We start from the raw sequence: 13,041 nt of genomic DNA, 5'->3' as shown, positions 1-13,041 counted from the left end.
GTCTTTTATTTTTCCTTATTTTAAGCAGTTACTTCTCTGTTTTGCTCATGTACTCTGTCCTTCTTAAAGTTGAACACGACTAAAGCTAAGAGGGCAAACACCATGAGGAATGTCAGCAGTATAGCCATGTTGGACAATGCTGCACCAAAGTCATTTAACGTGATAACTGATTTAAATCCTGCGATCGAATAAGTGAAAGGCATAAATTCACTCAGGTTTCTCAAGTTCTCTGGCAGCATTTCAATTGGAAGGTTTGCACCTGTTATAGAAAGCTGCATGATGACAAATCCTAACGCGATAAAACGTCCTAAGTTTCCAGCAAAAGCTGCTAAAAATAGAACAATAGCAGAAAACGTTATACTAGCAATCAAAGCAAAAAGAATTAATCCGCCAAAATTGCTTACATTAACTTTTAAAATTAACACAACAATTAAAAGCAAGATTGCCTGAACAACAGCAAGAGCCGCAAGATTAAGGAACTTTACTGCAAACCAGTTAAAGCTCGAAATAAACGGCGGTCTTTTAAAATCAATAAACAGAGACATTATCAAGATTCCTACGAACAGCGCAAGTGTAATTACATATGGAGCAGTTGAATCACGATAGTGCTCATATTCATTTACTGTTTTGCTTTTCAACTGAACAGGAGAGGCGAACATATTGATATTATCCTTATCATTCATACCACCTGTTTTATCAGCTCCTGATTTAAGACCGGATGATAGTTTTTCGCTTCCATCATTAATTTTACCTGCTCCGTCATTTAGTTTAGTTGCTCCTTGGGACAGCTTCTTCCATCCTTCATCAACTTTTGCGTTTCCATCTGAGATTTTTCCAGCTCCAGAATCTAATTTTGAGACTCCTGATATTAATTCGTTCCAGCCTTTATCTACCTTTGCATTACCGTCTGCGATTTGCGCAGCACCAGATTCAAGTTTTCCCGCTCCTTGATCAAGTTTTGCCTGTCCGGCAACCAGCTGATTTAGTCCATCATTAAGGGCTACTGTTCCTGGCGCAACTTTGTAAGCGATTCCATCCGCAACCGAAACTGCCCCTTCATTCAATGCAACAGATTTTGTGGAAAGGTTGTTTAGTCCGCTTGATATCTTTTTTGCACCATCAATAATTTGCTGATAATATGGTCCAACATTGACAGTTGGATTTGCCTTCTTATATTCTTCAAGCCCCGCAACTAATTTTTGTGCACCCGCTGCAAGTTCAGCAGAACCATCCTTAAGCCTGCCCGTACCATCTGCTACCTTTCTGCTTCCTGGCACAAGCCGTTCTGCTACACCATTCTTCAGCTCCTCACTGCCATTTTCAGCTTTTTGGAGCCCTGCAAGGATTTGCGAAGATCCATCCTTTAAGCTGACTGTCCCTTCGTGCAGCTGTTTTGAGCCATTTGCCAATTTGTTAATATCTCCAGATTTTTCATTAAGCTTATTTAGTAAAAGCCCTGTTCCGCTTTTCAGTTCCTTTGTTCCATTTGCGAGTTTCGTAATATCCGACTGCTTGGAAGTAACAGAGGTTAAGAGTTCATTCGTTCCCTTATGAAGCTGATTTGTTCCAGCAGCAAGCTTTGATGACCCATCTGCGGCCAGTCCAAATCCACCAGAGACTTCGCCTAAAATATTTGCTGCATAGTTTTCAGTAATTGTATCTGCAAGTTTTTCACGCATTTTTTGTGCAGCTGTTTCTGTTACTTTTGAAGCCAGGAAATTAAGCCCTTCATTCTGGATGTACTCTAATTCAAGCTTTTGGGGATTTGAATCTGTTACGGTTGTTACCCTTTCCGAAAAATCTTCAGGTATAATAATCGCCATATAGTAATCATTCCTCTGAATTCCTTTCATCGCTTCTGCCGAATCAACAAATTTCCACCCTAAATCCTTGCCCTCTTTCATATTGGCTACTAAATCGCTGCCTACATTGATAGGCTGATCCCCTGAGAGAGCTCCTCTATCATTATTGACTACTGCGACTGGCAAGTTAGAAAGATTGTCATACGGTCCCCAAGTAGCTGATAAAAGTATTCCGCCATAAACAACAGGCACGAGCAAAGCTGCAATAACAGAAAAAAGAATGGCCTTATTTGCAGCGAGTTTGCCGAACTCTGCGGAAAGCAACTTAAAAGTATTCATTTAGAATCCCTCCAAATATATGTAAGACTTCAAAATGAATGAGTCGCCATTCATTTAATTATCATAATATTCAAATAATAAATAGAAATCTAGTCTATTCATAAAAACACATATTCTTTACTAGTTATCCCTACACAAAAAGTAGTATTTTAAAAAATCAATAATGTAGGCAATAGTATACAAAAAAGGATGATCTTTTTAGATCATCCTACTGGTTAACTATTTTATTGTGCTGGCCCCTGATGTGGAAACTGATTCATATAGTTCGAAAATTGCTGATAGGTTTGCTGCATTTTTTGAGCATCCGCTGCTTCAAGTGCATACCAGCCCTTTTTAAACATCATGTTGTAAAGTTCTCTCTGCATATTTTGTGTTTCATTAAAAACGGCAAGCAAGTCTTGATAGAGAGCTTCATGACTTGCTTCATTTAAAGCTATAGAATAAGAATCTGTCATATACTTTTCATATGACAAAATATCATTAATGAAATCCCGGTCATTCATCTCCGGCGTTTTAGGTACCGCCGACTCTGGATTTTGAATTTTATTAGGCTCATTCATTGAATTTTACCCCTTTCTAGTTTTGTAAATTAGCTTGTGTCTGATTCATAGCTGACTGTTGAGATGAGATATGCCCTATAATTCGTTTATAGTGGCTTTCATGCATTTGACATGCTTTTTCAAGTGTTGCTTTAACTTCTGGATCCTGACATTGAGTTGCCATAAAATGTGCTTTCTTCATTCCAAGCAGATTCCATGAAAGCATGTCTCTGACATAATTAAGATCTTTTCCTGTTATTACTTGTGGCGGGTTTTGATATACAGGCTGCTGCTGATTTTGCATCTGATTTTGATTCTGTTGCTGCATAAATAATAACCTCCTTCATATTTTTACCATATTATCTTTCCTAACTCTTAAGGGATTATTCATTTCCTTTTATATAAAGGCTGTTTTCCCATACATTGTTGCTTTTGAAAGTAGTTGATTTCCGCTCCAGGCTGCTCGCTTTCCACGGGGCGTGCGGTGAGCCTCCTGCCGCTTTGCGCCATTAGGAGTCTCCCATACAAAGAAGTTGTTGTGCTCCTGCGTCTAAAAGTAAATTCTGATGAAGTGTGTTCCTCGTCGCATGCTTTGCGAGAAGAATACTCAGGTAGCTGGCACGCTCGTCCCGTAGGAGTCGGCAACCTTGCGCTCCAATCAACTTGCAATGATGAAAATAAAAAATTCCTAAAGCAACAATCCTTTAGAAAAGAGCGTATAAAAAAAACAAGCAGCAATCCACTGCTTGTTTTAGCTTTTGTTTAGGATCCATTTAGGTCCAAGTATGGTTTGTATACGATAAAAGTTTCCATAAGACGCATTCACTTTATATGTTCCAGGATACAGACTCGCTGCCGCCATCTTGTGTTTAGTATTTGGACGATCATGCAGCGGTACTTTTTGTGTCAGGGTAATCGTTTTCGTCAGTGGTGTTATTCGCTTTTCCCACCTCTTATCTCCGTCAATCGCCATGTAAAGACCAGCTTTTTTATTGCGGTTCCATTCTTCTGAGAAAATGGAGATTGGCGGATTTGTTTCTCCTGCATACGGTGCAAGTTCAAAAGTAAAACCAGGACGTTTGAATGTTTGAATGAACCAGTCTTTATATCCGCCTCCACTTGATAAATTCGTATCAGGAGGAATTAGCCTGTACCCTGTCATTGCCGACAGTGTACTTCCTAGCGTCTTATCTCCCTCATATGTATTGGAGCCATAGTTAAAATGATAATATAAAATTCTTCCTGCAGTATGATAAGAGTTTGTCAGTTCGGGATCGACTAAGTATGTAAGAGCGGTAACTGCTTTTGCTTCAGTCGTCTGAAGTGGTGCTTTCCCCTTATAGTCTTTGTAATAAGGTGCTTTTGCATTATTATCAATTTCGTCCCAACGGGCAGGATACTGCCTATTTAGGTCTATTCCTTGTGCATTGGATTTCCATCTTTTAAAGTCTTTGCTTCCCCCGTTCATTTTTATAAGGTTCGCATGTGCTGAAGCTGGAAAAGCAGACAATCCTTTTTGCTGGAGAGTCACTCCATCTGGATTTGTCATGGGGATAAACCATATAGATGTGTTGTTCAGTACGTGTGCAACATTGTAACCATCCATCGTTCCATTTAATACATACTTCTCACTGTACTGATCGATCATCTCCATAACGATATTCGTCGTGATCCATTCTCTGGCATGATGTGAAGCGTTATATAGCACTGTCGCATCACCTCTGCCAAGCTTTACTGCCCATATGTCTCTTCCATATGGTGTTTTCCCTAGAGAACGGTATTGAACTAACCCCGGATATTTTTGTGCAAGAGTTTTAATATTACTAGTCATCGTTTCATATGTATACGTTTGATTCGGGTTCACATAGCTTGCTGCTTGAGTTTTATCGCTCATAGCTGATATCCCAACTAACATTAATGCAATAAATAGTATAAGTCCTTTTTTCAACGCTGCATCTCCTTCCAAAAACTTTAATTATTTGAATATATTAAAATTATATAGAGGAGAAGAAATTTCTGCGCATGAGTATAGTAGTCTTTAATATTTCATTTTGTTTACTTAATCCAAGACAAATCTCATGTATATTTGGTAATCATCAACAAAAAAAAGAGAAACTCTGAAGTCTCTCATTATACATAAATATTTTATTTAAGCTCCTTCTGCAGCGTTACATCGCACGAAGAAAATTGATTTTTATTTTCGAGGAGTCTTGTACCTTGCACTCCAATCAACTAGTCGAAGAAGCTTACTCAACAAAAAAATGTTTGAAAGTAACAATCTTTTAGTATTAACCTTATAAAAAAAGAGCACTCCGCTTTTTTTGCGGAATGCTCTTCTTTGTCTTTATATGTCAAATAGCAAATTTAGCGTTTCTTTTTGCCATTTTCAAATTCCTCTTCAAAGAAAAAAGTACTAGGATGTTCACTAACTTTATAGCAATATTTCTTCATATGTTTAACATACTGAAATTTTGAGATGGTTACGCATTCACCCGTTTTTAAAACCGTTACTGTATCACCTTGATTAAAAATGTTCCCTGATCCTTTCAAGTGAGCACTTCCCTTCCTCTCTATTTTACCACAAATCATGGATGAGCATTAAATTACATTTTAAATACTTTCTTCTTTATTTAGTTTTTATGCTTGTTGTTTTGGGAAGAGTATTAAAACAAGAATGAAGAGACTTGAGGGAAAATGAATGAAAATAAACCAAAAAAAGACACCAGATGTACCTGATCGGCAGTATTTTTTTCCAGCACAAATTATAGAATACTTTATTGAAGAAGGAAAAGAATCCTTAAAAATTACAAACTTAGCACAATTTATTCTATCTTTTATGGCCGGTGCATTTATTGCATTTGGAGCACTTGGTTCTGTCCTTTTATCAATGGAAGTCCATACACCAGGACCATTTAATTTGCTGGCAGGTGTAGGATTTGCTATTGGATATGCTATGATATTCTTATCTGGTTCCATACTATTTACAGAGATTAATGTACTGCTCCCTACTTATATTTTGCAGAGCAAGTTTTGGATCAGCAAAAATGTTTTGCGTTTCTGGGGAATTTGTTATATCGGAAATTTCTTAGGTGCCCTTTTTGTTGGATTATTACTGAATTTATCAGGTTCTCTTGATAAAGAGTTTTATGAAGGACTGCTTAAATTCATGGAAAAGAAGATGGAATTTACAGAGCGCGGGACATGGGGATGGTTTCAAGTCCTATTTTCAGGAATTCTTGCAAACTGGCTGATTGGTATAGCTGCAGTTCTTGCTACAGCAGCCCGTGATGTAATGGGTAAAATCTTTGGTATTTTATTGCCGGTAATTATATTTGAAGCCGGAAACTTTCAGCACGCTGTTGCAAATATGGGATATTTCAGTATTACAGTATTAGAAGGCTTTGAATACAGCTGGTATGAATTCATACTTCTTAATCTGATTCCCGCTTCTATAGGAAATTTAATCGGCGGCGGAATCCTTGTATCACTTCTGCTATCATTTGCTTTTAAAGATGATATTGATGAAGATATTGTAAAAGATGATGATGAAACTGATAAAATTTCTGATAAAGTTCATAAGTAGAATACAAGATCAACACCTTCATTGTCATATACAGTGAAGGTGTTTTTTGTTAGAGTTCAAATAGGAACAGATTTTCATCAATACAAAGGATGTATTACTATGTCATATCAAACTAAAATCGCATTCCTATTTGTAGCGATCGGTGCGTCTTTTTGGGGAGTTATCGGTTATTTTGTTAAAGAGCTGGCTGCGATCGGATACACACCTTTACAAATTGTTTTCTTAAGAGCCATTAGCGCGTTTATCTTCTTTTTCATATGGATCATTATTTACCGTCCCGGGCTCTTAAAAATAAAATTAAAAGACAGCTGGTATTTTTTCGGTACGGGCGTGCTGAGTGTTTCCTTCTTTAACTGGTGTTACTTTACAACTATTCAGCACTCCTCACTGGCTATCGCAGCTATCCTGTTATATACAGCACCTGTTTTTGTTTTGTTGATTTCTATCTTTGTTTTCAAGGAAAAATTAACATGGCAGAAGCTTGCGGCATTATTCATCACTTTTTTAGGCTGTATGTTTGTTTCGGGTATTTTTTCCGGAAATTTCTCCGAGCTGTCTTGGACAGGTTTAATTACTGGACTCGGAGCTGGATTCGGATACTCCCTTTATAGCATTTTTGGCAAACTGGCATCAAAAAAGTACGAAACACTGACCATCAGCTTTTACACATTTTTGTTTGCTACGATCGTGTTATTTCCCTTAAGCGGCATCAATTCTTCTGAAACGGCTGACTTCGATGCGGATGCAATCGTGTATACAGCAGGACTGGGACTATTTCCAACTGTTCTTGCTTATTGGTTCTATACACAGGGATTAAAACAGGTAGAAGCGAGTAAAGCGTCTATCGTTTCGACCGTGGAACCGGTTGTTGCAACCATTATGGGGCTATTATTATATAAAGAATCCGTATCTTTCATTCAGACTACAGGCATTCTGCTTGTGCTTGGTGCGGTACTGCTTATTCAAGAGCGAAAAACAAAGACAGTGATGGATACTTCATTATAATCTTCGTTGACAAGTTGATTGGAGCGCAAGGTGCGAGACTCCTCGAAAATAAAAATCAATTTTCTTCGTGCATGTAACGCTGCCGAAGCCTTCTTTGTCCTGCGGGACTAGCGGGACAGCCGAAATGCGAAAGCGGGTTGTTCAGCCCCGACACATAAGGTGAATGGGCTAGGAAGGCGCTTTTTGCCTTCATGACCATTTAACTTATGACCTCGAAGGGCTAGCCGCTGTAGCTGGACAGGTGAGACCCCGCAGGCGCTATAGGCCGAGGAGGCTCACCGCACGCCCCGCGGAAAGCGAGCATCCTGGAGCGGAAATCAACCACTTTCAAAAGCTTTAAAAGCACAATAAAAGGGTGCAGCGTATGGCTGAACCCTTTATTGTTTAAAGAATGGAACTTAAAAAATCTTTTGTTCGATCTTCTTTTGGGTTATTAAACAAGTCAGATGGTGTTCCTCTTTCCCAAATCTGTCCGTCATGCATATATACAACCTCATCTGCTACTTCTTTTGCAAAGCCCATCTCATGTGTAACAACGACCATCGTCATTCCTTCCTGGGCGAGCTCTTTCATTGTGGCTAATACTTCACCAACCAGTTCAGGATCTAGAGCTGAAGTGGGTTCATCGAATAGCATGATATCGGGTTTCATAGCAAGGGCTCTTGCGATGGCAACACGCTGCTTCTGTCCCCCGGACAGTTTAGCGGGATATACATCTGCTTTATCCGACAAACCTACCTTATCAAGCAAAGTCCTCGCATCTTTTTCAGCTTCTTTTTTATCTTCATTTTTCACCATTACAGGTGCTTCCATTACGTTTTCAAGAACGGTTTTATGAGGAAAAAGATTAAAGTGCTGAAATACCATTCCTACTTTTTGACGTACTTCATTTAAATTATGGGACTTAGGATCAACTTCTTCTCCCTCAATTACAATTTTCCCGCCATTCTTTATCTCCAGAAAATTAATACAGCGCAGCAACGTACTTTTTCCTGATCCGCTTGCACCAATTAATACTACAACATCACTTTCATAAACATTGAGATTAACTTCTTTTAATACCTCTAAATCACCGAAGCTCTTTTTCAGGTTTTCGATTCGAATCATTTCTCTTTTCATATAAACTCCTCCTATTCCCCAGCTGAAAGTTTCTTTTCCAACATATTAACGAGAAGAGTGAAAAGAAGGACTAGGATCAGATAGTATAAGCCAACAATAATTAGATAGGTCATCTCATCAAACGTTCTCGATCCTTGAGTGGTCGCAATACTGAAAAGCTCTGATAAAGCGATAAAAGATGCCAAAGAAGAATCTTTAAGCCCGATGATGAATTGGTTTCCTAGTGGAGGAAGTGCACGTTTAAACGCTTGCGGTAAAATAATTCTGCGCATCGTTAAGCCGTAGGGCATTCCTAAAGAACGGCCTGCTTCCATCTGTCCTTTATCTACAGATTGGATGGATCCTCTGAAGATCTCAGCTATATAAGCACCATTATGCATAGCAAGACCAAAAGCTGCAGACCAGAATGCTGAAATACCTAATTCAGCCAGACCAAAGTAAAAAATAAAGATCTGAACAATTAGTGGTGTACCACGAATTAGTGCGATATAAATATTAGCGATCCAATTAAGGATTTTAATTCCTGATATTTTAAATAAAGCAAAAATAAGTCCGATTCCAGTTCCGATTAGAATGGAAACAACGGTTAGTTTTAAAGTAATCCATAGACCCTTCATGAAGAGCGGATAACTTTCTATTAATACATCTAGAATATGTGCTATATCAAACATGCAGTTTTTCTCCCCTTTTCATCTCTATTCTCTCGAAAAAGAAAGCCGCCCTGCACTTTTGTCATGCGGACGGCTCACATAGGTTATTCAGGCTTTTTTGTGATATCAGCACCGACGTATTTTTCACTAAGCTTTTTAAGCTCTCCGCTGTCTTTGAGCTTCTTTAAAGCTTTATTAATAGCTTTTAACAGTTCTTTATCTTCTTTTTTAACGGCAATCGCTTGTTCACTCGTACCTAATTGCTCTTTCTCTACAATTTTGAATCCTTTTTCAATCGCTTGTTTACCAGTGATCGCATCTGTAATAACAGCATCATGCTTTCCTTCACTTAATGCACGCAATGCAGTTGCATCACTGTCATAGTTTTTAATCTGATCTGTAAAATCCTGAGCAGATTTTTCATAGGTAGAACCTTTTGAAACAGCAACTTCTTTTCCTTTTAAATCTTCCTTCGTCTTAATATCACTGTCCGGTCTAGTAAAAATGACTGGACCTGAATAATAGTATGGCTCGCTGAAATTCACTGCTTGCTTACGGTCTTCAGTGATTGTATGGCTCGCCACTGCTGCGTCAAAACGATCTGCCTTTATTGCAGAAACTGCACCATGAAACTTGAACTTTTCTGGAACCGCCTTTAAGCCGAGTTCGTCTGCAATTGCTTTACCTACTGCTACATCATATCCTGTTAATTCACCATTCTTATCAACAGAACTGAATGGAGGAAACTCCCCAGAAACAATAAAATTAAATTCCCCTTCTTTTTTCAACTCTGGTCCACCGTCACCTGATTCACTGCTGCCGCATGCAGCCAGTACCATCATTGAAAAAATGACTGCTAAAATACTAATCTTCTTCTTGAAATCCTTCATTCTTATCCTCCTTGAAATCCCATTTAGCAGGTAACACCCACATGTCAATGGTAGCATGAAATGTAATCTTTCTCAATTTTCCGCAAATTTAAACCGGTAAAAAAGGTGATTCCTCCAAGCTCCTATGCGTTATTTACCCGTTTAAAAAAAGATTTAAACACCTAGTAAGCAAGCAAAAAAACGCTCTTCAGCCATGAGGCTAAAAAGCGTTTGATATTTTTATATCTATGGTAAAAGTTTAGTTGGGAGCAAAACCGTGACTGTTGTTCCAACGTCTAAAATACTTTCAAATGTAATATTTCCATGGTGGTTTTCAATAATTTTCAAGCTCACCATCAGTCCTAAGCCGATCCCTTTTTCTTTGTTTGAATAAAACGGTTCTCCTAATCTTGCAAGACGTTCTTCACTGATTCCAGATCCTTGGTCTGTCACTTTTATAAACACGTAGCTCTCATCAAAAGTACCGGTTTCAACAGTGATTGTTCCTCCGCACAGCATGGATTCTATCGCATTTTTAATGACATTTATAATGACCTGTTTAATTTGATTTCCTTCACAAAGTATTTGAGGTACATCCATAAGTATTGTTTCAAATTGTACATTGTTAAGATTAGCTTCCGAATCTAAAAGGGTGATTGTCTGTTTAATAAAATCATTTACGTTTCGATGCTGAAATACCGTATCTTGATGAGGTTTAGCTAAAACTAAAAATTCAGTTATGATTGACTCGATTCTATCCATTTCTGACAGTATTATTTCGCTGTGCAATTCATCCATATCCTGTTTCATCAATTGCACAAACCCTTTTATACTTGTAAGCGGATTCCTGATTTCATGAGCAATACCAGCTGCCAATTCACCAACGACAGTAAGTTTGTCAGATTTTCTTAGCAGCTCTTCTTTTTCTTTTAGATCAGTAATATCCTCAGAAATACCGGCAATCCTATATATTTCGCCTTCATCATTTGTTATTGGGAATGCTCTCGTTCTTATCCAGCGGACTTTTCTATTTTTACTTTGAATACGGTACTCAATTTGTGACTCCCCGCCTGCAATTTTATTAATAAACCCTTGCACTTCTAGCTGATCATCGGGATAAATCTTAGTAAAAACCGATGAAAATAGTTCTGTATTTTCTATATCCCATATTTTTTGATACGCTTTTGATACATATAAAAGTGTTCGTGTGTTGTAATCTTCCATCCAAAAAACATCTTTGGCATTTTCAGCAAATTGACGGAATCTCTCTTCACTTTCAAGAAGACCAATCTCCATCCTCTTTTTCTCCGATATATCCCTTGAAACACCAACAATACCTTCTACTTGCCCTTGCTCATTTTTAATAGGTGAGAGTATGGCTTGATAATATAATCGCTCTCCGTCTCGGACATTGCTCCATTCGTAGATCTGAGACTTCCCTTTTAAAACAAGCTGGCATACTTTCTCCTGGCCTTCAGCGATTGTTTCTCCGAAAACTTCTTTTAGCGATTTACCTAAAAAATATTCAGGTGTAATGTTATGTTTTTCCATCCATTTTCCGTAGATTCCTGTATGTACTAAATTCTTATCTAATGTAAAAACGGTATCTTCCATAGAATCAACAAGCGAAAGAAATCTTTCTTGACTATGACTTAATGCTTGTTCGGTTTGTTTCCTAGCCGTAATATCTACTAGCGTAATAACTACCTGATCCACTTTGCTCTCTGTTAGGAAAATAGGCTTTGTACTTACTAGAATCCAGCGAATACCCTTAAATCCCTTGCCCGTTATGCCTAGTTCACATTCATTAATTTCTGTGCCAGTTTGAATGGTAGTCTGTGATGGCAGTTCTTCAAAAGAAACCTTATTCTTTAGCTGATCCATTACTTCAAATGGCATGTTATATAAAAAAGAACCTTCCATTTCTGATTGGGAAATCCCAAGTATTTCACAAGCTTTCTTGTTTGCAAGCAGAATGTGATTTGTTCGCTCCAACACGATAATTCCACTGGAAACTGCCTCGTATAACGTATACATTATTTGATTATTGTCCAGTAATTGGGCTGGAGTTTTTTTCATTAGGCTACATCCCTGTTGATTTATTTTGAAGTTATTTTACAAGAATTGTCTTTTCTCTATTTTTCTATTAAATACAAAAAATTACAAGTCTTATTTTTTCGAATGGGATTTGTTTTATCGAATTAGAGGTAAAAGAAAGTATATTGATTTTCATAAGATAGAGCATGAAATACATAAGGAGTTAATAGTTTAATAAAAACAACATAACGGAGGTTTTATGAATGTTCCTTTTTACAATTGTATGTTTAGCAGCTTTTTATCTATTAACAAAAGAAGATTCATTGCGGTTTAAACAAATCGCATGGCCAGTTTATGGGGTCATTGCTATAACGTTTATAATAGGCTTTCTTTCGTTAAAACCAGACACAACAACTTACGTTTTCTGGGTGCAGTTATTCTTTCTTCTTCTCGCACTGCCGGTCTTTACTCTTGTAATCCGGAAGCTTTGGCAGCTTAGTAAAAACATGCCTGCATGGGTACAATATACTGTTTCCATTCCCGTATCCTTACTATTTGTTTTAACCCTTTGGATTTGCTGGAACATGTTTCCGATTGTGATGCACATTTTTTAATACTTCCCTGTTTGTTTACAGACCTACAAAAAAACGCCTTATGGGTAAACATAAAGCGTTTTTTTGTCGTTTCTGCTACCAAGTTGTCATTGTAAGTGTGTGCGCTCCATAAGAACAAAACTGCTATTTGTCTTTGTCTGGGGACAGACCCGGGGTCTGTCCCCCCTGCATCAGTGAGAGAACTTCTTTGACGATGGTATTGATCTTTTGATCGATGAAGTCGCTTCCGAAGGTTTCTTTTGCTCGCTTAATAGCAGAGATAACATCTTCCTCATATTGAATAAGATCTTTATCATCTTCTGCTTCGTTATATAAATCAATCATGCTGTCCAGACCTTCTTGCATACGATCGATGGCATCACTGTATTTTTCACGGTCTTCTTTACTATATTTCACGTTTATCACCCACTCATCAGTTTCTCCATCTCTTTTCACTATCAAACTTCCTAACATTCGAGAGGCGTGACTTTTTTCACTATTTTTT

Annotated in this window: 13 protein-coding genes; 3 read left to right on the top strand and 10 right to left on the bottom strand. The window is 37.9% G+C overall.

What is annotated here, in order from left to right; genetic code table 11:
• Window positions 1-20: 20 nt before the first annotated feature.
• The 5 genes from ACFW35_RS04645 to ACFW35_RS04625 all read right to left on the bottom strand — a co-directional run bounded on the left by ACFW35_RS04645 (window position 21) and on the right by ACFW35_RS04625 (window position 5,230).
• The gene (locus ACFW35_RS04645; RefSeq protein ID WP_379844106.1) at window positions 21-2,141 is read right to left on the bottom strand and encodes a YhgE/Pip family protein; all 2,121 of its coding nucleotides are present in this window, start codon (window positions 2,139-2,141) and stop codon (window positions 21-23) included.
• 224 nt (window positions 2,142-2,365) lie between these two features.
• Window positions 2,366-2,701 (bottom strand): spore coat protein, encoded by a 336-nt coding sequence (locus tag ACFW35_RS04640; RefSeq protein WP_379844104.1) that lies wholly within the window; start codon window positions 2,699-2,701, stop codon window positions 2,366-2,368.
• Between the two features lie 16 nt (window positions 2,702-2,717).
• Window positions 2,718-3,008 carry a hypothetical protein gene (locus tag ACFW35_RS04635; protein WP_379835422.1) on the bottom strand — a complete coding sequence of 97 codons (291 nt, stop codon included), beginning with the start codon at window positions 3,006-3,008 and terminating at the stop codon, window positions 2,718-2,720.
• A gap of 423 nt (window positions 3,009-3,431) precedes the next feature.
• A complete protein-coding gene (locus ACFW35_RS04630; RefSeq protein WP_379844103.1) occupies window positions 3,432-4,628 on the bottom strand; it encodes a M14 family zinc carboxypeptidase in 1,197 nt (398 codons plus the stop codon).
• 416 nt (window positions 4,629-5,044) lie between these two features.
• Window positions 5,045-5,230, bottom strand: coding sequence for a hypothetical protein (locus tag ACFW35_RS04625; protein ID WP_077359505.1), 186 nt, complete (start codon window positions 5,228-5,230; stop codon window positions 5,045-5,047).
• Window positions 5,231-5,378: 148 nt separating this feature from the next.
• Between ACFW35_RS04625 and ACFW35_RS04620 the strand changes: the two genes are divergently transcribed.
• Both ACFW35_RS04620 and ACFW35_RS04615 read left to right on the top strand, forming a co-directional pair.
• Window positions 5,379-6,263 (top strand): formate/nitrite transporter family protein, encoded by an 885-nt coding sequence (locus tag ACFW35_RS04620; protein ID WP_379844101.1) that lies wholly within the window; start codon window positions 5,379-5,381, stop codon window positions 6,261-6,263.
• 99 nt (window positions 6,264-6,362) lie between these two features.
• The gene (locus tag ACFW35_RS04615; protein ID WP_379844100.1) at window positions 6,363-7,268 is read left to right on the top strand and encodes a DMT family transporter; all 906 of its coding nucleotides are present in this window, start codon (window positions 6,363-6,365) and stop codon (window positions 7,266-7,268) included.
• Window positions 7,269-7,652: 384 nt separating this feature from the next.
• Here the strand turns inward: ACFW35_RS04615 and ACFW35_RS04610 are convergent, their stop codons facing one another.
• From ACFW35_RS04610 to ACFW35_RS04595, 4 genes are all read right to left on the bottom strand, one after another.
• Window positions 7,653-8,387 carry an amino acid ABC transporter ATP-binding protein gene (locus tag ACFW35_RS04610; RefSeq protein ID WP_379844098.1) on the bottom strand — a complete coding sequence of 245 codons (735 nt, stop codon included), beginning with the start codon at window positions 8,385-8,387 and terminating at the stop codon, window positions 7,653-7,655.
• Window positions 8,388-8,398: 11 nt separating this feature from the next.
• Window positions 8,399-9,058, bottom strand: coding sequence for an amino acid ABC transporter permease (locus ACFW35_RS04605; RefSeq protein ID WP_066292088.1), 660 nt, complete (start codon window positions 9,056-9,058; stop codon window positions 8,399-8,401).
• Between the two features lie 83 nt (window positions 9,059-9,141).
• On the bottom strand, window positions 9,142-9,927 hold the full coding sequence (locus ACFW35_RS04600) for a transporter substrate-binding domain-containing protein (RefSeq protein WP_379844096.1): 786 nt from the start codon (window positions 9,925-9,927) through the stop codon (window positions 9,142-9,144).
• A 225-nt stretch (window positions 9,928-10,152) separates the two neighbouring features.
• Window positions 10,153-11,985 (bottom strand): PAS domain S-box protein, encoded by a 1,833-nt coding sequence (locus ACFW35_RS04595; RefSeq protein WP_379844095.1) that lies wholly within the window; start codon window positions 11,983-11,985, stop codon window positions 10,153-10,155.
• A 221-nt stretch (window positions 11,986-12,206) separates the two neighbouring features.
• Between ACFW35_RS04595 and ACFW35_RS04590 the strand changes: the two genes are divergently transcribed.
• Window positions 12,207-12,557: a hypothetical protein gene (locus tag ACFW35_RS04590; RefSeq protein WP_379844093.1), complete on the top strand. Its 351-nt coding sequence runs from the start codon at window positions 12,207-12,209 to the stop codon at window positions 12,555-12,557.
• Between the two features lie 123 nt (window positions 12,558-12,680).
• On the opposite strand, the gene ACFW35_RS04585 is transcribed toward ACFW35_RS04590, so the two are convergent.
• The gene (locus tag ACFW35_RS04585) at window positions 12,681-12,992 is read right to left on the bottom strand and encodes a protein mistic (protein ID WP_379844092.1); all 312 of its coding nucleotides are present in this window, start codon (window positions 12,990-12,992) and stop codon (window positions 12,681-12,683) included.
• Window positions 12,993-13,041 lie beyond the last annotated feature (49 nt).

The sequence above is a fragment of the Fictibacillus sp. NPDC058756 genome (assembly GCF_042746035.1).
In the GTDB taxonomy this organism is placed as follows: Bacteria; Bacillota; Bacilli; order Bacillales; family Fictibacillaceae; genus Fictibacillus.
The sequence above is the reverse complement of the archived record's forward strand: the minus strand, read 5'-3'. Positions and strand labels throughout refer to the sequence as shown.

What these genes read in the sequence shown, in the direction of transcription:
- ACFW35_RS04645 (WP_379844106.1), bottom strand. Translation starts at nt 2,141, where the DNA reads ATGAATACTTTTAAGTTGCTTTCCGCAGAGTTCGGCAAACTCGCTGCA.
- ACFW35_RS04640 (WP_379844104.1), bottom strand. Translation starts at nt 2,701, where the DNA reads ATGAATGAGCCTAATAAAATTCAAAATCCAGAGTCGGCGGTACCTAAA.
- ACFW35_RS04635 (WP_379835422.1), bottom strand. Translation starts at nt 3,008, where the DNA reads ATGCAGCAACAGAATCAAAATCAGATGCAAAATCAGCAGCAGCCTGTA.
- ACFW35_RS04620 (WP_379844101.1), top strand. Translation starts at nt 5,379, where the DNA reads ATGAAAATAAACCAAAAAAAGACACCAGATGTACCTGATCGGCAGTAT.
- ACFW35_RS04615 (WP_379844100.1), top strand. Translation starts at nt 6,363, where the DNA reads ATGTCATATCAAACTAAAATCGCATTCCTATTTGTAGCGATCGGTGCG.
- ACFW35_RS04610 (WP_379844098.1), bottom strand. Translation starts at nt 8,387, where the DNA reads ATGAAAAGAGAAATGATTCGAATCGAAAACCTGAAAAAGAGCTTCGGT.
- ACFW35_RS04605 (WP_066292088.1), bottom strand. Translation starts at nt 9,058, where the DNA reads ATGTTTGATATAGCACATATTCTAGATGTATTAATAGAAAGTTATCCG.
- ACFW35_RS04600 (WP_379844096.1), bottom strand. Translation starts at nt 9,927, where the DNA reads ATGAAGGATTTCAAGAAGAAGATTAGTATTTTAGCAGTCATTTTTTCA.
- ACFW35_RS04595 (WP_379844095.1), bottom strand. Translation starts at nt 11,985, where the DNA reads ATGAAAAAAACTCCAGCCCAATTACTGGACAATAATCAAATAATGTAT.
- ACFW35_RS04590 (WP_379844093.1), top strand. Translation starts at nt 12,207, where the DNA reads ATGTTCCTTTTTACAATTGTATGTTTAGCAGCTTTTTATCTATTAACA.